General features: G+C 40.5%; 16 protein-coding genes. 10 read left to right on the forward strand and 6 right to left on the reverse strand.

The window, feature by feature from the left end:
* Positions 1 to 329: 329 nt before the first annotated feature.
* Complete coding sequence (locus tag ACIQXH_RS18565) at positions 330 to 2,060, reverse strand: AAA family ATPase (RefSeq protein WP_402959234.1); 1,731 nt, start codon at positions 2,058 to 2,060, stop codon at positions 330 to 332.
* 254 nt (positions 2,061 to 2,314) lie between these two features.
* On the opposite strand from ACIQXH_RS18565, the gene def reads away from it, so the two are divergent.
* Positions 2,315 to 2,893, forward strand: a complete 579-nt coding sequence (gene def, locus ACIQXH_RS18570; protein ID WP_403080528.1) for a peptide deformylase — start codon at positions 2,315 to 2,317, stop codon at positions 2,891 to 2,893.
* A gap of 42 nt (positions 2,894 to 2,935) precedes the next feature.
* On the opposite strand, the gene ACIQXH_RS18575 is transcribed toward def, so the two are convergent.
* Both ACIQXH_RS18575 and ACIQXH_RS18580 read right to left on the reverse strand, forming a co-directional pair.
* Positions 2,936 to 3,637, reverse strand: coding sequence for an SGNH/GDSL hydrolase family protein (locus ACIQXH_RS18575; protein WP_403080526.1), 702 nt, complete (start codon positions 3,635 to 3,637; stop codon positions 2,936 to 2,938).
* 167 nt (positions 3,638 to 3,804) lie between these two features.
* Positions 3,805 to 5,322, reverse strand: a complete 1,518-nt coding sequence (locus ACIQXH_RS18580; protein WP_403080524.1) for an MDR family MFS transporter — start codon at positions 5,320 to 5,322, stop codon at positions 3,805 to 3,807.
* A 133-nt stretch (positions 5,323 to 5,455) separates the two neighbouring features.
* On the opposite strand from ACIQXH_RS18580, the gene ACIQXH_RS18585 reads away from it, so the two are divergent.
* From ACIQXH_RS18585 to ACIQXH_RS18600, 4 genes are all read left to right on the forward strand, one after another.
* Positions 5,456 to 5,944 carry a MarR family winged helix-turn-helix transcriptional regulator gene (locus ACIQXH_RS18585; RefSeq protein WP_403080522.1) on the forward strand — a complete coding sequence of 163 codons (489 nt, stop codon included), beginning with the start codon at positions 5,456 to 5,458 and terminating at the stop codon, positions 5,942 to 5,944.
* Positions 5,945 to 6,109: 165 nt separating this feature from the next.
* Positions 6,110 to 6,952 (forward strand): iron uptake system protein EfeO, encoded by an 843-nt coding sequence (gene efeO / locus ACIQXH_RS18590; RefSeq protein ID WP_402875627.1) that lies wholly within the window; start codon positions 6,110 to 6,112, stop codon positions 6,950 to 6,952.
* Positions 6,953 to 8,239 carry an iron uptake transporter deferrochelatase/peroxidase subunit gene (gene efeB, locus ACIQXH_RS18595; RefSeq protein WP_403125233.1) on the forward strand — a complete coding sequence of 429 codons (1,287 nt, stop codon included), beginning with the start codon at positions 6,953 to 6,955 and terminating at the stop codon, positions 8,237 to 8,239.
* 84 nt (positions 8,240 to 8,323) lie between these two features.
* Complete coding sequence (locus ACIQXH_RS18600; protein ID WP_403125236.1) at positions 8,324 to 10,069, forward strand: FTR1 family iron permease; 1,746 nt, start codon at positions 8,324 to 8,326, stop codon at positions 10,067 to 10,069.
* Between the two features lie 39 nt (positions 10,070 to 10,108).
* Here ACIQXH_RS18600 and ACIQXH_RS18605 read toward each other — a convergent pair whose 3' ends face one another.
* Entirely contained in the window at positions 10,109 to 10,534 is a 426-nt protein-coding gene (locus ACIQXH_RS18605) for a DUF4395 domain-containing protein (RefSeq protein ID WP_403080516.1), read from the reverse strand.
* Positions 10,535 to 11,024: 490 nt separating this feature from the next.
* On the opposite strand from ACIQXH_RS18605, the gene ACIQXH_RS18610 reads away from it, so the two are divergent.
* The 5 genes from ACIQXH_RS18610 to ACIQXH_RS18630 all read left to right on the forward strand — a co-directional run bounded on the left by ACIQXH_RS18610 (position 11,025) and on the right by ACIQXH_RS18630 (position 18,360).
* Complete coding sequence (locus ACIQXH_RS18610; protein WP_402959220.1) at positions 11,025 to 11,456, forward strand: MerR family transcriptional regulator; 432 nt, start codon at positions 11,025 to 11,027, stop codon at positions 11,454 to 11,456.
* Between the two features lie 196 nt (positions 11,457 to 11,652).
* Positions 11,653 to 12,951 carry a hemolysin family protein gene (locus tag ACIQXH_RS18615; RefSeq protein ID WP_402875637.1) on the forward strand — a complete coding sequence of 433 codons (1,299 nt, stop codon included), beginning with the start codon at positions 11,653 to 11,655 and terminating at the stop codon, positions 12,949 to 12,951.
* A gap of 318 nt (positions 12,952 to 13,269) precedes the next feature.
* The gene (locus ACIQXH_RS18620; RefSeq protein ID WP_403125238.1) at positions 13,270 to 16,068 is read left to right on the forward strand and encodes a response regulator; all 2,799 of its coding nucleotides are present in this window, start codon (positions 13,270 to 13,272) and stop codon (positions 16,066 to 16,068) included.
* Between the two features lie 28 nt (positions 16,069 to 16,096).
* Complete coding sequence (locus tag ACIQXH_RS18625; RefSeq protein WP_402991434.1) at positions 16,097 to 16,930, forward strand: CheR family methyltransferase; 834 nt, start codon at positions 16,097 to 16,099, stop codon at positions 16,928 to 16,930.
* 287 nt (positions 16,931 to 17,217) lie between these two features.
* On the forward strand, positions 17,218 to 18,360 hold the full coding sequence (locus tag ACIQXH_RS18630) for a PP2C family protein-serine/threonine phosphatase (RefSeq protein ID WP_402959216.1): 1,143 nt from the start codon (positions 17,218 to 17,220) through the stop codon (positions 18,358 to 18,360).
* A gap of 99 nt (positions 18,361 to 18,459) precedes the next feature.
* On the opposite strand, the gene ACIQXH_RS18635 is transcribed toward ACIQXH_RS18630, so the two are convergent.
* Together ACIQXH_RS18635 and ACIQXH_RS18640 are read right to left on the reverse strand one after the other, a co-directional pair.
* The gene (locus tag ACIQXH_RS18635) at positions 18,460 to 18,633 is read right to left on the reverse strand and encodes a CsbD family protein (protein WP_402875643.1); all 174 of its coding nucleotides are present in this window, start codon (positions 18,631 to 18,633) and stop codon (positions 18,460 to 18,462) included.
* A gap of 78 nt (positions 18,634 to 18,711) precedes the next feature.
* Positions 18,712 to 19,470 (reverse strand): alpha/beta hydrolase, encoded by a 759-nt coding sequence (locus tag ACIQXH_RS18640; RefSeq protein ID WP_402959214.1) that lies wholly within the window; start codon positions 19,468 to 19,470, stop codon positions 18,712 to 18,714.
* Between the last annotated feature and the right edge of the window lie 655 nt (positions 19,471 to 20,125).

Below are 20,125 nucleotides of genomic sequence, written 5' to 3' on the forward strand. Positions count from 1 at the left end.
ACTTTATTGATCGCGTCAAAGGAGGGATGGGATTTTGGCTGAGTATACTTGCCAAGTATGTGACAAGACATTCAAAAGCTATAATGCAGATGCTAAGTATTGCTCTCAACCGTGTAAGGGAAAGGCTTATATAAAATATCCAATAAGACATTGTGAATCATGTAATCGACCCTTTAAACCAAGAACTGCATCAAATAAATATTGTTCAATGGGATGCAGTCATAAAAGTAGGAAAAATCCGGTCATTATTCATAGCTAGACCAAGGACCATCAAAAAAAGAACCCAATTTGAACATTCAGATTGGGTTCTTTGCCTATATATTAAGACCTTATGAAAACGAAAGAACCTTTGGCTCTTGTACATCCACTATATTTTGGACCTCTGTGCCGTCAATCGTCTCTTTTTTCAACAGGACCTCTACAAGCTCTTCGTATTGTGGACGGTTTGATTCGATCAGTTTTTCCGTTTCTTGAATGGCCTGGGTGAAAAGGGCTTGCATTTTTTGTTCTTTCTCACCTTTATTGAATGTTAAGGTGAAGCCGTCTTGCAACATGCCCGTATCGACCATCTGTTCAAGTAAATGCTTTGCCTGTTGAACGTCGCCACCAACTCCGACACTATGTTCACCAAGAAACATTCTTTCTGCGACACCGCCTGCTAAAATCATTTTCACTTGATCTAGCAACTCACTTGCCGTAGCTAAATGAAGTTCTTTAGGAATCGGAGCCACATACCCAAGGGCCTCGCCACGAGGGATGATGGTCGCTTTTCGAACAGAACCCGGTTTAGTGAGGGCAGCAATCAGGGCATGTCCACTTTCATGAATGGCCACCCGCCGCTTTGTATCCATATCGCTCAACGTTCGGGAAGTAGCCCCTAGAATGGTCCGGTCAATCGCGTAATCAAGATCTTGTTTGCGAATCATTTCCTGATCATGACGTAGCGCATGACGAGAAGCTGTTTCAAACAAGGAACGTAAATCCGCCCCGGAGAACCCGGATGTACTCTCAGCTAATTCATCCAAGGAAGAAAGGACATCGGCCGCCAGTTTCTTCCCTTTTGTATGAATGGCAATGATTTCTTTTCTTCCGTTTGTATCAGGAATCGGCACCTGGAACGAGAAATCGATTCTGCCTGGACGAAGAAATGCCTCATCAAGCATGTCCTTTCTGTTTGTGGCTGCCACGAATAGAATGCCTTCGTTTGAATGGCCTCCGTCTAACTGGACAAGAAGTTCAGTCAAGGTTTTTTCAGCTTCTTCCCCACCATGGGCTTTCCGTTTACCGGCCAATGCGTCCACTTCGTCGATGAAAATGACAGCAGGTGATTGTTTCCGGGCATTTTGGAAAAGGCTACGTACACGAGCTGCCCCCACTCCAACGAACATTTCATTGAAGGCCGAACCGCTAGTCGAAAAGAAGTTGGCGCCCAATTCTTTTGCAATGGCCTGTGCCAATAATGTTTTCCCGGTTCCTGGAGGACCGTATAGTAAGATGCCTTGTGGAGGCTTGATCCCAATTTTAGCTGAACGCTCCGGTTCTTTTAGAGTGGTGAGGGTTTGCAGGATCTCTTGTTTGATTTCGGGTTGCAAACCACCTATATCGGCTAAGGTTATATCGGGAAGTGCTCTAGGTGTAGAGATATTTTGTTTCTTGCTTTTTACGCGTAAACCGCCTTTTGATTTCTTCTGTATAATAATTGCGGTTGTGACTAGTGCCGCCAGCAATCCGCCTAAAATCCATAATGCAGACTTATTTGTCGATGAAAATGAATAGCGAACGTTATAAGTTTCGACTAGTTTGTTGACCATTTGACTGTTCGGAGGGATGTTAGAGACATATTTACCTTCTGGTGTAGTGATATGAAGTGTTCCATTTCGCTTTTCTTCAATAGAGACGAGGGCACCATTTTGGGCCTGAATGGTCTTTTCAACGGACGAGAAAGGAACGACCATTTCTTTTGACTGAGTCACAACGTACCAAGATATAACACCAATTATCACAATGAACACCGTTATGAACGGCAGCAACTTCGAAACTAATTTTGAGTTCGAGTTCAATATTTCATCTCCTTTAAGAATATATATTCAGTATAAAATTTTTAAACGCGTTAGCCATAGGTCATAAGTCCTAAAAATAAAGGTAAATACTTCCATGTTTTGATTTATGTGATGGGTGCCGCTTTTCTCTAAGGACTGAGTCGGATAGTGGACATCCAGTTGTTAACCTGCATGATAGACTTTTTAAAAATGAAATGCTAAAGTGAAATGGTCTTAGTGATGAAAAAATATAAAGGTAGATGAGTTGAACATTTATGAATAAATTTATGAGGGATTATATGATTACGATGAAGGATATTGTTCGGGAAGGCGATCCAATTCTGCGTCAGGTGACTGATGAAGTTAGCCTGCCAATTTCTGACGAAGACCGAGAAACATTAGAATGCATGATGCAGTATTTAAAAAACAGCCAAGATCCTAAACTTCAAAAGAAGTACCACTTACGAGAAGGGGTAGGCTTGTCAGCCAACCAAATTGGCCTGAATAAACGAATGTTCGTTATGTATTTTCCAGATGAAAAAGGAAAGGTTTACGAATATGCTATAGTGAATCCGAAAATTGTCAGCCATTCGGCATCCATGATTTACTTACCTCAAAGTGAAGGCTGCCTTTCTGTGGATCGTGATATCAAAGGATATGTGCCACGTTATGAGCGGGTGAAAATTAAAGCATTGGACAGCAATGGAGAGAAAATCGAGATGCGATTGAAAGGATTTGCAGCGATTGTTTTTCAACATGAGCTGGACCATTTAAATGGAATGATGTTTTATGACCGAATCAATTCCGAAAATCCTTTCAAGCTTCCAGAAAATGTGGAAGTGAAGAGCTTATAATGGAAAAAAGGCAAAGCCCCCATGCTTTGCCTTTTTGCTTGTTTAAGGTTGTGACAGTGTTTCCGTTGTCAAATGCTTTTGTAAATCACTGAATATGGCCTTGCTCATATGCTGGTATCCTTCTGACGTAAGGTGAATGCCATCGTCACTGATTAAATGGTCCAGATCACCGGCAGACTTTATATAAGAACGCACATCGATCAATGGCACCTTCAAATCCTCGGCCAGTTTTTTTAACTGGCGGTTATACATGCCATGCCAATGTTCAATCCCACCGACTTGAGAGACAAAATGTCCGATGGATGGTCCGAACCGATTGGCAATCGACCGATAATATCTGGCGGGATCCAGTGGGGGAAGAGTTAAAAGAAAGGGTGTGACATGCTTGTCCTGAACTTGCTTGACGAGTTGAGTGATATTTTCAAGGTACCGTTCAATCGGAACGATAGGCTCATGGTCTCCTTCAGGATTCTTCGCGACTTCCTCCCAATGGAAATTACAATCGTTACCACCGACTTCTATCAATACGATATCGGGATTTTCTGACATGACATCTTTCTGGACACGGCTAACTAGCAAGTCAGAATTGTCATTAAAGACCCCTTTATTCAAAACTTCAACGAATGGCAAGGACTCTGTCAACTTCGCTAAAGAGCTTGGGTAATTCTCTTTAATGATGCGAAGCCGGCCTTTAACGTAGGAGATACCTCTTGTTAAACTATCTCCGAAACAGACAATTCTCAAAATCTTCACCTCGATCGGTTAATGTGTTACTTATCATTTTAGTGGCATAATTGTATTTCGGCAAACTAAAATTTTTCATTCTTGAAAGAATGTTGTTTTATTAAAAGGATACCCGATTTTCTTAAATGAAAACTTTAAAAAGCGCTGGAAATCCAGCGCTTAAACATTTAGTGTGACGTTTTTTCCTTTGGTGACGTTTCTACTCTTGCTTTTCCCATGAAGAAAACAACGATTGCTGCCAAACCAATAGGAATCAGGGCTAAAGTGAAGATTAATGATATCGAATCAGACATGGCATACACGATTTTATCCAGGATCATATCTGGGATTTGGGCACGCGCATCTGACTGGAATAGCTGACGTGGATCCTGCGTAAGAACAGATGTTTCCGGCCCGCCTTGCATTCCTTTAAAGGCATCCGCCATCTTACTTGTGAAGGCGTTGTTCTGTATCGCCCCATAAATGGTAACGCCTAATGTCATCCCAAACGAACGGAGGAATGAATTGGTTGAGTTAGCAGACCCACGATACCTCGGTTCCAAGTTGTGGATGGAAGCGATCGGTAGAAGGGAGAATGAGAAGCCCATACCGAATCCAGTAAGAATCATATAACACGTTAGTAGTGTCCTGCTGGTTTCCGGGGTTAACGTTCCTAATAATAGCATTCCTGCAAAATAACAAACGACGGAAATCGTCATTAAGTTGCGGAAGCTGGTCTTGGAATTGAATATTCCCCCGATAGCACTACCGACAACGGACCCCAGCATCATTGGGGTTAGGATTAACCCTGCATTGGTAGCCGAACCTCCATAAACAGCCTGCACGAAAATCGGAATATACACAGTTAAAATGATGAACGTTCCGCCGTATAGGATTGCCAAGATCTGAGACGTTGCAAATAACCGCCTTTTAAATAACCATAATGAGATAATGGGATCTTTGGCCCTTTTTTCGAAAAAGAAAAATGAAACAAAAAACACGACAAAACTTGCAAACAAAGCAAGGATAGGAGATGAAGTCCATCCATACTCGCCACCAAGCTCGAGGGCGAACATTAAACTGACGACAGCGATAACGAGAGTCGCGGCCCCGCTATAATCGATTTTCTGTTCATGCGTATTGGCCTTTTCCTTGTAATAACGAAGAATGAAGAATAACGAGATGAAGCCGATTGGAACGTTGACGTAGAAAATCCAATGCCAGCTGGCATACTCCGTAATATAAGCTCCTAATAGAGGACCTAATACACTAGATGCTCCAAATACAGCCCCGAAAAGGCCGGTAAGTTTCCCACGTTTTTCAGGTGGGAAAATATCAAAGACGATGGTAAAGGCAATTGGCATCAAGGCACCTCCACCAATACCCTGAATGGCCCTGAAAATACTTAACTGGACAATGCTTTGAGCCATGCCGCATAGGGCAGACCCAATTAAAAAGACGATAAGCCCAAAAATGAAAAATCGCTTCCGACCGTACATATCGGAGAGTTTGCCGAATATCGGCATACTTGCCATCGTGGCGACCATATAGGCCGATGTCACCCAGACAAACTTATCGAACCCGCCTAAATCGGAAACAATCGTCCCCATGGCGGTTGCAACAATCGTATTATCCATTGCTGACATCAAAATTCCCAATAACAGTCCGGCAACTATAAACTTTTGATGTTTTGGTTGTTTCTCCAAAATGTTTTTTCCTCCCTTTTTATGAAACAATTCGTTTATTCATTTGCATGAATGAATGATAATCACTATTATGGAAACTAAATATTTATCTTGATTATCAAGATAAATTCAAGTGTAAAAGGGGTGGCATTTTATGTCAAGTGATAATGGGTTGAATTCAGACCTTTTAGAGAGTTTAACCCGGAGCCTGCAAAGGTACGGAATGAGGTCTGTATTGTTCCAACAGAATATGGCTCACAAAATAGGTGTGGCTCACACGGATTTAAAGACTGCTGAAATATTGAATGAAACGGGCCCTATTACAGCTGGAGAGCTGGCGAAGATTACAGGGTTGAGCACAGGCTCGGTCACGACGCTCATCGACCGTCTTGAAAAATCGGGCTATGTAAAAAGGGAAAGAGATCATATAGATGGTAGACGGGTAAAGATTGTCCCCATAGCATCAAGGCAAGAACAGATTAAATCACATTATCATTCACTATCTGCAGCCACAAAAGATCTTTGCACGTCCTATGAAGATAAAGAACTCACGATCATTCTTCGATTTATTGAAGATATTACGAAAATCATGGAAAAAGAAAATGAAATATTAATGAATGAACGAAAAGAGTTCTTGAAATAAGTAATTATTTGTCCCCATAAGCTATTCACCAAATAAGGTTATAAAAGTATGGTCTACCTTGATAACTGAAATGTAAATTGGAACAAAATATATATTGATAATGATTCTCACTACTGCTAATATAAATCTAGAATTAATATATATTTTCAGGGGAGAGTTTAGAGTATGAAAACGAAAGCAACCTTAGCCGTTTTATTATCAACCAGCCTATTATTTGGGTGTTCGCAGAAAAATGAAGAAACCAAGCCTGCAGAGGTGGATGCTAAGGAGACAAGTGCGAGTGCGCTGGATGGTGTATCCAACGACTATCGGGAATTTGCGATAGGTGAAATAGAAGAGTTTGTAAAAGCGACGGAAGAATTCACGACGGCAGTAACGTCTGGAGACATTGAAAAAGCGAAGCAGTTATATGCACCGGCTCGCATGCATTATGAGCGCGCTGAACCTATCGCTGAAATTTTTGGAGATCTTGATCCTAAAATCGATGCGCGTGAGGGTGATGTTGAGGAAAAAGAGTGGGGCGGATACCACCGAATTGAGATGGGGTTATGGGAAGAAAACACAACAAAGGGTTATGAAGAGTATGCTGAACAATTAATGAAGGACGTTAATTTGTTGCGTGCTAAAGTGGAAACAGTAGAAGTAACACCTGATGTGTTAATCACTGGGGCCGTTGATTTACTTAATGAAGTGTCAACATCCAAGGTGACTGGAGAAGAAGACCGCTATTCTCATACGGATTTGTATGATTTCGTTGCAAATGTAGAGGGCGCTGAAAAAATATATGAATTATTGACACCTGCCCTTAAGGAAAAAGACGAGGCGCTTACAACTGAAATCAAAGAGCGTTTTGCCGGAGTTTACAGCTTGCTTGAAAAACATAAAGATGGTGATGGATACGTTTCTTATACGGATTTAACAAAATCCGAGGTTAAATCATTAAGCCAGGCTATCGATGCTTTAGCTGAGCCACTTTCGCAAATAGGAATTGTAATGGAGGAGTCTTAATTGAAAGAACAAATATCAAATGACGAAACTTCACTTTTTTCCAAAAAGGTAAGCCGTCGTGATATGTTGAAAACAGCTGGCATCGGTGGGGTTGGAGTTGTAATAGGCGCATCGGGCCTAGGCGGGATGCTAGCTCTATCTGACTCAAAGGCAAAGGGACAAACGAATGATACTGTCCCTTTCTATGGGCCTCATCAAGCGGGAATCACTACAGAAGCTCAGGATAATCTTTATTTTGCTTCGTTAGAAGTGACATCCGAAAAAAGGTCAGACTTAATTCAATTATTTAAAGATTGGACAGAAGCGGCGGCCCAGATGACATCTGGCAAATCGGTAGGCGAAGCTTCCTCGAACAGGAGCATGCCACCAAAAGATACAGGGGAAGTAGAAGAATTATCCCCCTCTAACTTGACGATCACCTTTGGAGTAGGTCCTAGTCTATTTACGAAGAATGGGAAAGACCGCTTTGGCTTGAAGTCTAAACAACCTGCCGAATTGAAAGATCTTCCTTCGTTTTCTTTAGATGCCTTAGAAGAATCATGGAGTGGAGGGGACATTTGCATTCAAGCCTGCGCAGACGATCTCCAGGTTGCGTTTCATGCCGTCCGGAATCTTGTGAGGATCGGTAGAGGAAAGACGATTATCCATTGGGCTCAAACAGGTTTTCAACGTACGAAAAAGGCTGATTCTCAAAAAACGACGCCTCGTAATTTGTTTGGTTTTAAAGATGGAACCGTGAATCCGGATACGAAGAAAAGCAGTGAGATGAACCAACATGTCTGGGTAAAGCCGGGGGATGGCCCTTCTTGGCTTGCAGGCGGTAGCTATATGGTCGTCCGCCGAATTCAAATGTACATTGAAGTGTGGGATCGGACCACGTTGAAAGAGCAGGAAAATACATTTGGTCGTCATCGTGACAGCGGTGCCCCATTAGGGATGAAGAATGAATTCGATACGGTTGATAAACATGTTAAGGATGAAAACGGAAATCGGGTCATTCCTGAAAACTCCCATATGATCCTATCCCGTGGTGATGGAACAGCTAAGATTCTGCGACGTCCCTATTCATATGCTGATGGAATGGATCCTAAGACTGGAAGCTTCAATGCGGGGCTTCTGTTTATTTGTTTCCAACGAAGCCCAAGTAAACAATTTATCCCGATGCAAGAACGTCTTTCAAAGAATGATAAGTTAAATGAATATATCATCCACCGGGGGAGCGCTATATTTGCTTGCTTGCCGGGTGTAAAAAAAGGTGGCTATATCGGGGAGTCCCTTTTCGGATGAATTTAGTAAAATGAGAGACCATAAAATCGCCAGCATGGATGGGAATCCGGGTTGGCGGTTTTTATCATAAAAGGGGAGTTTGTCATGTCTGTTTTTAAATGGAGAACGGGATTGTTCGTTTTATTAACTAGTTTCATATTTTTAATGTCTGCTATACCAGGTGTTTCAGCCGGGGAAAATCACGATCAGCTTTTCGTATATATTGGAGACAGCCTAATGAAAGTGAAGTCTGGAGATCTTGAATCGGTTTCCAGTAATCTCTCTCTTTTTGAAAAGGACTGGAATGTGATAAAAACGGACAGTGAGGATGCCAAAAAAGTTGACGATTCATTACTGTCTTTGAAAAACGCTGTGAATAATCAAGAAGACGCAGGAGAAATGAAAAAGAAGTTATCCGCTTTATCAAGTGCCCTTGTTCAGTATGATACGGCAGAAAATCCGGTTGATAAAACCGATTATAAAGATCGCCTAGAAGCGTTACTTCCATTAATCGATGATTTAGATGCGACGATTAGCGAAGAGGACTTCAGCAAAGCTAAAAGTCAGTATCAAAACCTCCTCAATCAATGGAATAATGCGGAACTTGTAGTACGGGAGGAAAGTGTTGCTTCGTACGGTAAGATGGAAACCTATATGGCCTTTGTTCGGATAGCCATCACGCAGGATCCTCCAGATCCAGAAAAGGCACGAACTAATCTTGACGAACTGAAAGGGCTAATTCAAGGCTTTCTGGAAGGCAAGGTAGAAAAAGAAGACCAGCAGACTTATACGTTGAGCGATGTAACAGACCTTCTACAAAGTAGTGTTAAGGATATGGAAGGAAACGATATCAATTCGGCAATTGACCAGTTGAATGAAGTATTAATGATTTGGCCAAATGTCGAAGGAGAAGTTTCTACGAGGGACAGTAAGCTGTACAGTGACATGGAGACTAAGGTACCAACCGCCATTAGCTTACTGCAATCGAAGAAGATACAAGCAAAGGAAGCGAAAGAAATCGTTTCCGATTTACATGCACGACTACTTCCTTTAATTGATGATACGAGCTATACGACATGGGATGCGGCCTTGATTCTTTTACGTGAGGGATTGGAAGCACTCCTTATCGTGGCAACACTGTTGTCCTTCCTAAAGAAAATTGGACAGGCAGACAAACAAAAGTGGATTTGGTCTGGCGTCGGGGCTGGCTTGGCAGCAAGTGCAATCCTTGCCGTTATTATCAATATTGTATTTTCACAGATTACCGCTGCCTCAAGCCGGGAGTATATTGAAGGAATCACGGGCATAATCGCAGTGCTAATGATGCTGACCATCGGAATGTGGCTTCATAGTAAATCGAACATCCATGCATGGAACCGTTATATCGGCAAGCAAATGGACCATGCTATTGCAACAGGCAGTATCTTGTCTTTTGCGTTAATTAGTTTCCTATCGATTTTCCGAGAAGGAGCGGAGACGATCATCTTTTATGCCGGAATGGCTCCGTATATGGAACTGAAACAGCTATTGACCGGGATATTGATTGCCTGCTTGCTATTGATGGTCATTGGTTTCGTCATGCTCCGTTACAGCGTTAAGCTACCGATGACGGTCTTTTTCAAAGTGGCGACGATCTTCATCTATGCATTGGCATTTAAGATTCTTGGTGTCTCCATCCATGCACTTCAAGTTTCTCAAGTGATTAAGACGCATACACTTCACACGTTCCCGTTCATTGAATGGATCGGCCTTTATCCGACAGTGGAAACGATAGTACCTCAAATGGTATTGTTACTCCTGATTATAGTGGCTGCGATTTGGGTTAAAAAGAATAATTCTGCAGTTGCATAAAAAAGCAGGCCTGACATGATTAATGTCAGGCCTCCCTTTTTAATGAAGAGAACGGCGATAAGTATATTGTTTCCATTGATAAAGGATGAAGCAACCAATGCAGAATCCAAGGATGGCAATAAATGAGGCCATCCCGACCATTACGGTTAGCACATAGCCGATAACGTTGAAGCCCAGTAAGAAGGAGAGTAAGCCGAAACCTAGGCAAACCACTGCAATAACCTGGTTAAACTGTTGCTGTGCAGGATCTTCAGGAATGTATTTAGAGGGGTCCTTCTTCAGAAAGAGCTTTGCAAGGCGCATAACCGGATTAAAATGTAAAAGAAGACCAGATAGCCCCGCTACTAAAGGTATGGCCAGTATCCATTCTTGACCGGTTGCTAAAGCGAGGACTACGCTTAAAAATATGACCCACTGATTTGTTCGGACTAGAGGACGCGGAATGGGATGAATTTTATCTGACAAATTTAAAACCAACCTTTCTGATGAGTTTTATATTATTTTATCTGTTTATACATGATTTGGGAAGGGGAACTTTTTAGTTTATAATTATTTTAATTTAGTATTGATTATTATAAGAGAGGTAGTATAATACTAATATGAAATAAAAAGGAGGACGGTATGATGGTAGCAAAAGTTTGTGAAACATGCGGTACACCAATAAAAAGATTAAAACACTCTTCTTTATGCCAATGCGGTCCCAAAATACTGAGTAATCCATTCTCAACAAAAACAAAAAAATAATCGATTATCATAAAAATATAGTAAACCGACTATTGGCATGATAGTCGGTTTTTTGTCTATATAGAAGGGTATAGGTAAATACCTTTCTATATTTATTAGGTAATCCATAATAAATATTTTTCAAAAGAATAGAAATGTTGTAGGATTAGAGAATAGGTGAAAATGTCACGGTAGGATATGGAGTAGTCCTCCAGAAGGCCAAAACCATCACGTGACGGTTGGGAGGGGTTATATTGGGAACGAGACATTGAAAATCGGTGAGCTGGCAAGCATGGCAAATGTTACGAAGCGAACGGTGGACTATTACACGAATAAGGGTCTGCTAAAAGCAGAACGTTCCGCCTCTAACTACCGCTATTACTCAGTTGAGGAACTTGAGCGATTACGCCTTATTGAGAAATATAAAAGAAAAAACTTTTCTTTGGAAGAGATAAAAGAACTTGTAAAACCAAATGCGAAGCCCCTTACTGAAATCGAGGAAACGGGACTTCAACTAAAAAGTAAAATGGATGGCTTGAATGAGGAATTGCGGGAAGTGATTAGCCTGATTGAAAAGGATGGAAAAAATGAACTTCTTCTTAAAAAACAGGTTTCTCATGAAAGCATTGCGTTGATTCAATCATTATTAGTGTTGTTAATTTAAAGAAAATTATCCCGATAGTTTATTGCACGAAGGTGCATATTACTCTTAAGGGCATTTCACTAAATGGTTTAGGATACGACATTCATATTTCGTTTGACATAATAGAAATCACCATTTATACAGGAGGTGCTTGGGACTGAACTATTGATTCTTTTCATGTAACTAGGATAAGGAATCGGTGGTAAACCCGAACATATTGGAGATATTTATAAAATTATTAGCAGTAGCTGTATTAATAGCATTAACCGCATTTTTTGTTGCCTCGGAATTTGCAATCGTTAAAGTCAGAAGTTCCCGCATCAATCAATTGATTGAAGAGGGAAATAAAAGTGCACTGGCAGCAAAAAAAGTGATTTCACATATCGATGAGTATTTATCTGCATGTCAACTGGGGATAACAGTCACTGCATTAGGATTGGGTTGGTTGGGTGAACCCACAGTGGAGGCTATTCTTGAACCCCTCTTCCATAGATGGGGTGTCGAGGAATCGTTAAGTCACATTCTTTCTTTCGTGATTGCTTTTGCGTCCGTTACATTCTTACACGTTGTTATTGGTGAACTTGCGCCAAAAACGGTTGCGATTCAAAAGGCTGAGGAAATAACGTTACTGTTCTCTAAGCCATTGATTCTTTTTTACCGCATATTATACCCATTCATCTGGGTATTGAATGGTTCGGCACGTGTCCTTACAGGCATGTTTGGATTAAAGCCGGCTTCCGAGACTGAAATGGCTCACTCGGAAGAAGAACTGCGGATTATCTTATCGGAAAGCTACAAAAGTGGTGAGATCAATCAATCGGAATATAAATATGTAAATCAAATTTTTGAATTTGATGAGCGTAATGCCAATGAAATCATGGTTCCAAGAACGGAAATGACCGTTATTGAAATAGGAATGCCACTATTGGAAGTTGTGGAGCTCATTCAAGAAGAACAGTATACACGTTACCCTGTCATAGATGGTGATAAGGATAATGTAGTGGGAATGGTCAATATTAAACGTCTTTATACAGCGACCATCACCGAGAAGAATGTTTCGGAATTGACGGTGGATAGTTTCGTTACACCCGTGATACGGGTTCTGGAAACTATCCCTATCCATGACTTGCTTCTGAAAATGCAGAAGGAACGGATTCATATGGCTGTTTTGACTGATGAGTATGGTGGTACAGCTGGTCTAGTTACGGTGGAAGATATACTTGAAGAAATCGTCGGGGAAATCCGTGATGAATTTGACCAGGATGAACGACCACTTATCCAAAAAGTAGATGAGGGACATTATGTTTTTGATGCAAAGACGTTAATTGAAGATGTTAATGATACCCTTGCCATCCAATTACCTGAAGATGATATAGATACTTTGGGAGGATGGTTCCTGACAGGTAGATTTGAAATTGCCGTTGGTGACCAAATTGAATTTGAAGGATATAATTTTACCGTCACAGAGATGGATGGCCATCATGTTTTATATGTTGAGGTAAAAAAAATCAAATAATCATAGGTGGAAAATCGGGCGTGTGTAGCGTCCGGTTTTTTTGTTTGGGTTAGAAGATGGTATCCCAGTAAAAATGCCGGATTTTAGGATAGTTCAAAGGTAGGATTCTGGTTGAAATGGCCATTCAAATGTTGGAAAAGTGACGCTCAAGGTATCTATTTACTGTATAAGAATGATAAAATAGGGAGTGGACATTAAATCTTGCTGCATAACCAAATGCAAGTTAAATAGGATGGAATGTAAGGGATAGGCTCATATATTTGGAGTGGTAAATAATATTCGCTTACTATAAATAATGAAAAAAGGCGGGTGGGTAAAATGGGTTTTAAGAGAAAACAAATGCTGGGATTCGGTTTAATCCTGCTTTTTTTAGCTATACTCCTTTCTTTTATGGTGTTTACACTCAATAATCTAAAAGGCAGTATGACTGAAATCGTGGAGGACCGTTATTATAAAGTTTCTGCCGCGATGGAAATACGCCAGTTGTTTACACAGTCAGACCGTGAAATTTTATTTGCGGCAAATGAGGCCAACAAGGCAGAAAGAGCGGAAAGCCTTAAAGTCATCAATGAAAACCACAGCCTGATTGAGTCGCAAATCGCTGAATTGTCGGGTACGTTAAATAAAGCGAAGGCAAGGCAATTATTGAAAGAGTTTGAAACACAATATGCCACATACTCTATAACCGAGGCACAAATCATCCAAAACATACAATCGAAAAACCCAACGACGGACATTAGCGAGCTAATGGATGATCAAAGGGATAAGCGGACAAAGGTTATCAGTACGATGGGTGCTTTTAAAAATTATCAAGAAAGTGTTATGAATGATACGTTAAGTAATGCGAAGCAAACCTATGAAGATATGATTAATTTCACTATTTTCGCAGTCATCCTTAGTATTCTAGTCATTTCCTTGACTGTCGCATGGATGATACGCAGCACATCAAAAGATTTGCAATCCATTACGAAGGTCATCAACAATATTGATTTTAAAAATTTATCGGTTGTACCGAGAATTCCTATTCGCACAAATGATGAAATAGGCGATATCGCTCGTTCCTTCAATGAAATGGCCGTATCACTTGAAACGTATAATCGTAAGGAAAAAGAGTTCACTGAGAAAATTAGCGAGCGCAACTGGATACAAACCCGAGTTGCTGATATTGCGACCATGTACCAACGCATTGTTGATGTAGAAGTGCTTGCTGACAGGTTCATCACCAGACTTGCACCGATGATGGGGGCGTCTCTTGGGGCGTTTTATATCAGACGCGGTGATGGGGAAAATATGCGTTTTGTAAAAATATCCAGTTTCGCAGGCGATGGTGAAGGTGCGGGAAGACGTGAATTCCGTATGGGGGAAGGCTTGATTGGTCAATGCGCCCTTGAAAGAAAAATAGAATTCATTGAGAAGATTCCTGAAGACTTCCACTTGGTTACAACAGGGTTAGGTGAAGTAAACCCTAAAAGTATCGTTATTGCTCCCGTCATTTTTGAGGATGAAGTGGTAGCTATGGTCGAATTGGCAAGCTTGGAGAATTACTCTAAATTGCAGAAACATTTCTTGACTCAAGTCTTGGACACTTTGGGGATTACAATCAACAATGTCGAAGGCCGAATGGAAATTGAACGCCTATTGAAAGAGTCACAAGCACAGACTGAAGAGCTACAAGCTCAATCAGAAGAATTGCAATCCCAGTCAGAAGAAATGCAGGCCCAATCAGAGGAACTGCAGACACAGGCTGAGGAATTGCGGATGATTAACGAGCAATTAGAAGAGAGAAACCGTGAAACGGAAGACAAATCAAAAGAGCTTCAAATTGCCAAACTAAATCTTGAAAAACAAGCAGAAGAATTAAAACTAAGTTCAAAATACAAATCCGAATTCATGGCCAATATGTCCCATGAATTACGGACACCGCTTAATAGCATCTTGATTCTGTCGGAAATGCTATCTGACACGAATGACAGTAAATTGAATGAGGAACAGAAGGAATTCGCCCGTGTCATTAATTCGTCCGGTCAGGATTTATTAACGCTCATCAATGACATACTGGACTTATCAAAAGTCGAGGTTGGGAAGCTTGAAGTTGTCTTTGAGGAAATGAATATGAGTGAGTTACCGGAATTGTTACATCGAAACTTCGATCACGTAGCGAAGAAGAAGAATATCGATTTCATCGTTAGAAAAGATAAGGATGTACCTGATATTTTCTTCACTGATGAACAGCGGTTCCAACAAATTCTTAAAAACCTGTTGTCCAATGCTTTTAAATTCACCGAAAAAGGCTCAGTCTCTGTTCAGATTAAAAAGGCTGACGAAGAAAAAGTCGCACAATGGATTCAAACGAAAGGTGCGAGCAATTGGGTTGAAATCAATGTGAAGGACACGGGCATTGGAATTTCGAAAGAAAAGCAAAAATTAATATTCGAAGCGTTCCAACAAGGCGATGGAGCGACGATGAGGAAATATGGCGGTACCGGACTTGGACTTTCCATATGCCGCGAGTTTGCTAAATTACTAGGCGGATGGGTTATAGTGGATAGCCAAGAGGGTGAAGGCAGTACGTTCACCTTCTTCATTCCAAGCATGCCAGAAGGCTTTAAAAACATGGGAGAAGCGATTGCTGCTTCCCCGGAAGTGGCAGCGGCCAGCCATGAAGGAACTCCCGCTAGCGTAGTGGACGAGAAACCGGATGTGGTGATACTTGATGATGATTCACAAGAGAACGCTAATCCTTTCCGCGGCAAGTCGGTCTTGGTAGTGGACGATGATCGCCGTAATATCTTTGCTTTGACAAACGCTCTGAAAAATGAGGGCATGGAAATCCTTACAGCGGAAAATGGCTATGAATGTTTGGAAATCCTTGAAAAAGGAAAGAGTATAGATGCCATATTAATGGATATCATGATGCCAGGCATGGATGGTTATGAAACAATGACTAGAATCCGTGAACAAAATGAGTTTGATAATCTCCCAATCATTGCCTTAACCGCTAAGGCGATGAAAGGTGACAGGGAAAAATGTATAAGAGCCGGTGCATCTGACTATGTAAGTAAACCATTGAAATTGGAACAGTTACTTTCTGTTCTTCGCGTATGGCTAACGAATTAATAGTACGGGTAAGGAAGGTTTTAATGGAATGAAGGATACACTATCGATTGAAGAACGAGAAAATATAGAGATTGAGTTGCTCTTGCAAGCCGTTTATTCAGTCTCTGGCTTTGATTTCAGAAAGTATATGCGATCTTCCATACAACGGAGAGTCGAAAACCGGATGAGATTAGAGCATATAAGAAGAGCGAGTGGAATGATTGAAAAGGTTTTATATGAAAAAGGATTTGTTGAAAAACTTCTGAATGACTTTTCAATAAATGTTACGGAAATGTTTCGTGATCCTGACTTCTTTAAAGCTTTTCGAACGAACCTTGTTCCACTGCTTAAGGAACTTCCTGAAATCCGTATCTGGCATGCTGGTTGTTCAACTGGTGAGGAAGCCTTTTCGATGGCCATCATGCTAAAAGAAGAAGGGCTCTACGATAAAGCGAAAATCTATGCAACCGACATGAATGAAACGGTAATAGAACATGCTCAAAAGGGAATTTTACCCCTCAATCGCATGCAGTCTTATACAAAGAATTATCTACAAGCAGGCGGAAAACGGGAATTTTCGGAGTATTATACGACGGACTATCAAAATGCTTATCTTGATCCAAACCTGCTTAAAAATGTTGTGTTTTTCCAGCATAATCTCGTGACGGATGGTTCGTTCAATGAATTTCATATCATCATGTGCCGGAATGTAATGATTTACTTTACCGGAGAATTACAGACTTATGTAAATCAATTATTTTATGACAGTCTTTGTAAGGACGGCTTTCTTGCGGTCGGCAGTAAGGAATCCATTCGTACTTCTTCTTTTTCAGAAGTGTATAAGGACTTTGATGCAAGAGAGAAGATTTATAGGAAATTATAAAAAAAGGAGTTCGCTAAAAACCTGGCGAGCTCCTTTTTTCGTTATTAAAGTAAAACTCCTTAATTTTTTGAATGTAACTATATTTTAAGTTTAGGTGCCTGAAAAAACGGGTACATTTAATTAGTTAGATGTGTGTTTTTTTGTCATGCATGTTCTTATTTTTAAAAAGTAGCATAAGTAAGATATAATATAGTTCGGAATTCTTTTTTCAGGAAAGCCTTGCATTATATAGTACATGATAAAAGATAAAAGTGCCGCTCGATATAAGCCAAAAGGGGAATAAAGCAATGACGATTTTAATCGTAGATGATAACCAGGTTAATCTCTTCGTTATAGAGAAAATTCTTAAGCGAGCTGGCTATACGGATTTTCTATCATTGAAGTCAGCGCATGAAATGTTTGACTACCTACAAGTGGACAATCCTCAGCCAATCAAGACTTCTGTTGATATTATACTGCTTGATATTATGATGCCTGAAATTGATGGAATAGAGGCTTGTAGAAGACTCCAAAACATACCACACCTAAAAGACATACCGGTGATTTTTGTAACGGCACTTGAAGATTCAAACAAAGTGGCCGAGGCTCTGGATGTTGGTGGAATCGATTATATTATGAAGCCTATTAACAAAATTGATTTATTAGCCAGAATCCGTGTAGGGTTAAGGCTTAAATATGAAAAAGACTGGCATAAAATGCAGGAAGAAAAAATACGGAATGAATTAGACCTTTCGATGCAAGTGCAAAGCAGTCTATTGAGTGAGCCGGTGGTAGATAATCACTTAACAATAAAAGCATCTTACCTCCCTGCAAATAAATTAGCCGGAGATATGTACTATTGGCACCGGATTGATGAAAAACGGTACGGAATCATTATACTTGATATGATGGGCCATGGAATATCGGCTTCACTTGTTTGTATGTTTATTTCCTCTGTTCTAAGGGATGCCATCCGAAAACACACGGATCCCGTTGCGGTGATAAACGAAATGAATCATTGGATGAGTGTCCTTAATAAAAAGGAAAACCCGATTCATTATTATTTCACTGCCATTTATATGGTGATTGATACAGAACATAAAACTCTGGAATATGTAAATGCAGGTCATCCACCGGGTTTTGCCTTGATGGATGATGGGGAAGTGTTGTCCCTTTCAAAGGGGACATGTCCTGTTGGTTTCTTCACGGAGATGAAAGTGGAGAAAACGATTGTTCATTATGAAGATAGAATTCAAATTCTTGTATTTACCGATGGAGTCATGGAGGCAATCGATAGGGAAGGAACGGATGGACTGGATGAAATAAAAGAAGTCGTTTCACGGGATTGGTTGGATTGCGAGGGAAATGCTCCGATTGATCTGGTCATGCCTGCTGAACTCCATCTCGACCAACCTGATGATATGTGTGTGGTCGTAATCCAAGCTACTTGATAAAGAAAGAGGCTGCAGAATAATCTGCAGCCTCTTCTGTTTATAGGTGGGGGTTTACTTGTCGTGATCGTAAGGCATGTAATTGTGGTTTCTAAAACCTTATCTATGGGAATCTTTTACCTTGCCGATTCCTTCTTGGACATTACCTTTTAATTTATCAAGTTTTCCTTCAGCTTGTAAGTGAGGATCATTCTTAGCGTTTCCGACTTGGTCTTTTGTTTCACCTTTTGCTTTATTGACAGTACCTTTTATCTTGTCTGATAATCCGCTCATTATGAGTTACCTCCTTGTTTTTGTCTACTTTACTTATACCCGTGGGATATTTGAGTAAACCATAATGAGAGAAAAATCTTAAGAAGCAATCGTTATATCTTTGCTGTGTTTCTTAATGAAATGATAAGCACGCTCCACGATTAATTCTTTATCATAATCAAGCGAAGCAACATGATAGGAGTTAGTAAGGGAGATCAACTCCTTGCTATGAGAACTGACGGAATTATATATTCGGTCCGAACATTGAGATGGGACAACATGATCTTCGGGAGAATGGAAGATGAGGGCAGGGCAGCTGATGTCCTCGAGTTGTTCATTCGTATGTTCCATAATAGTAAGCAACTGATTAATAGCTGTGATAGGTACGCAATCATAAGTGATTTCTGTAGTATCTTTGTCTTTAATGTCAGGAGCCCCTTCTGTAATGAAACGCGGAGCAGTTTGGTTGCGATAGGTTTCATATTCAGGGACTTGAAGGGCAGCGTTGATTGTCATTATTCCATCACAAGCTACTTTTGTTGCCAAATCCAAAACAAGGGCACCACCCATAGATTGCCCCATTGCGAACACATGCGTACAGGTTTGCTTTAGCTTTTTATAGGCAGTCTCGATATCCTTGATCCACTCTTGGTAAGGGATCGTTTCCATTTCAAACTCATGTGTTCCGTGACCCTGTAAGCGAGGTGCGTAGACGGTGTAACCTTTGGCGGCCAAACTTTTACCTAAATACCCTACGCTTTGTGGGGTTCCGTTAAAGCCATGGCAAATGAGGATTCCGATAGAGTTCCCGGGATAGAAGAATGATTCTGCCCCTGGTATAACCTTTGCAACTGTCATGTGTCCATCTCCTTCACTATTCTTATCGTTCGTTTACTTGATATAAAAAATGACTATTCCGATTATATTACTTGGTTAAATGATAACATAAGAAAATTCACCAAGTCAATATTAGTTTGTACCTTTCGTAGGGTGATGTCAGGAGATGCCAAGAATCGGCTGAATCTGAGTGTTAAAGGAGTTTAGGGCTCATAGAGAGTTGCCTTCCTTCTATATATAGTACTAATCAAAATCTCTTGTAGATTTCTTTGGAATCAGCAGAGGAAAGGGGATGCACAAGCTTCTAAGGAATTTATAAAATACCCGTTGACTTTTATGAAAAAAAGGATTAATATAAATAAGCACTAAGAAAACAAACGCAAAACTTCATCGCTTATAGCTGAATGGCTAGAAGAAATGACACAATAAAAACTATTGACTTCTTATAAAGAAAATGATAAGATGAAATGGTCGCTGAAAAACACAGCGATTAAAAATAAGTTAAAAACTTCGTAGAAGTTGACAACTAATCGATAGTGTGTTATGATGAATTAACAAGTTGTTCTAACGAACAACGAGATAAATTGCTCTTTGAAAACTGAACAAAACAAAGCGCCAACGTAAATTTTGAGTGAGCACACACTATAAAAAAGCAAAATGAGCAAGTCAAACATTT

Origin of the sequence: Peribacillus sp. NPDC097225, from assembly GCF_044761955.1 — a bacterium.
In the GTDB taxonomy this organism is placed as follows: domain Bacteria; phylum Bacillota; class Bacilli; order Bacillales; family DSM-1321; genus Peribacillus.

What these genes read in the sequence shown, in the direction of transcription:
- efeO (WP_402875627.1), top strand. Translation starts at nt 6,110, where the DNA reads ATGAAAACGAAAGCAACCTTAGCCGTTTTATTATCAACCAGCCTATTA.
- ACIQXH_RS18635 (WP_402875643.1), bottom strand. Translation starts at nt 18,633, where the DNA reads ATGAGCGGATTATCAGACAAGATAAAAGGTACTGTCAATAAAGCAAAA.
- ACIQXH_RS18640 (WP_402959214.1), bottom strand. Translation starts at nt 19,470, where the DNA reads ATGACAGTTGCAAAGGTTATACCAGGGGCAGAATCATTCTTCTATCCC.
- ACIQXH_RS18585 (WP_403080522.1), top strand. Translation starts at nt 5,456, where the DNA reads ATGTCAAGTGATAATGGGTTGAATTCAGACCTTTTAGAGAGTTTAACC.
- ACIQXH_RS18630 (WP_402959216.1), top strand. Translation starts at nt 17,218, where the DNA reads ATGACGATTTTAATCGTAGATGATAACCAGGTTAATCTCTTCGTTATA.
- def (WP_403080528.1), top strand. Translation starts at nt 2,315, where the DNA reads ATGAATAAATTTATGAGGGATTATATGATTACGATGAAGGATATTGTT.
- ACIQXH_RS18600 (WP_403125236.1), top strand. Translation starts at nt 8,324, where the DNA reads ATGTCTGTTTTTAAATGGAGAACGGGATTGTTCGTTTTATTAACTAGT.
- ACIQXH_RS18625 (WP_402991434.1), top strand. Translation starts at nt 16,097, where the DNA reads ATGAAGGATACACTATCGATTGAAGAACGAGAAAATATAGAGATTGAG.
- ACIQXH_RS18620 (WP_403125238.1), top strand. Translation starts at nt 13,270, where the DNA reads ATGGGTTTTAAGAGAAAACAAATGCTGGGATTCGGTTTAATCCTGCTT.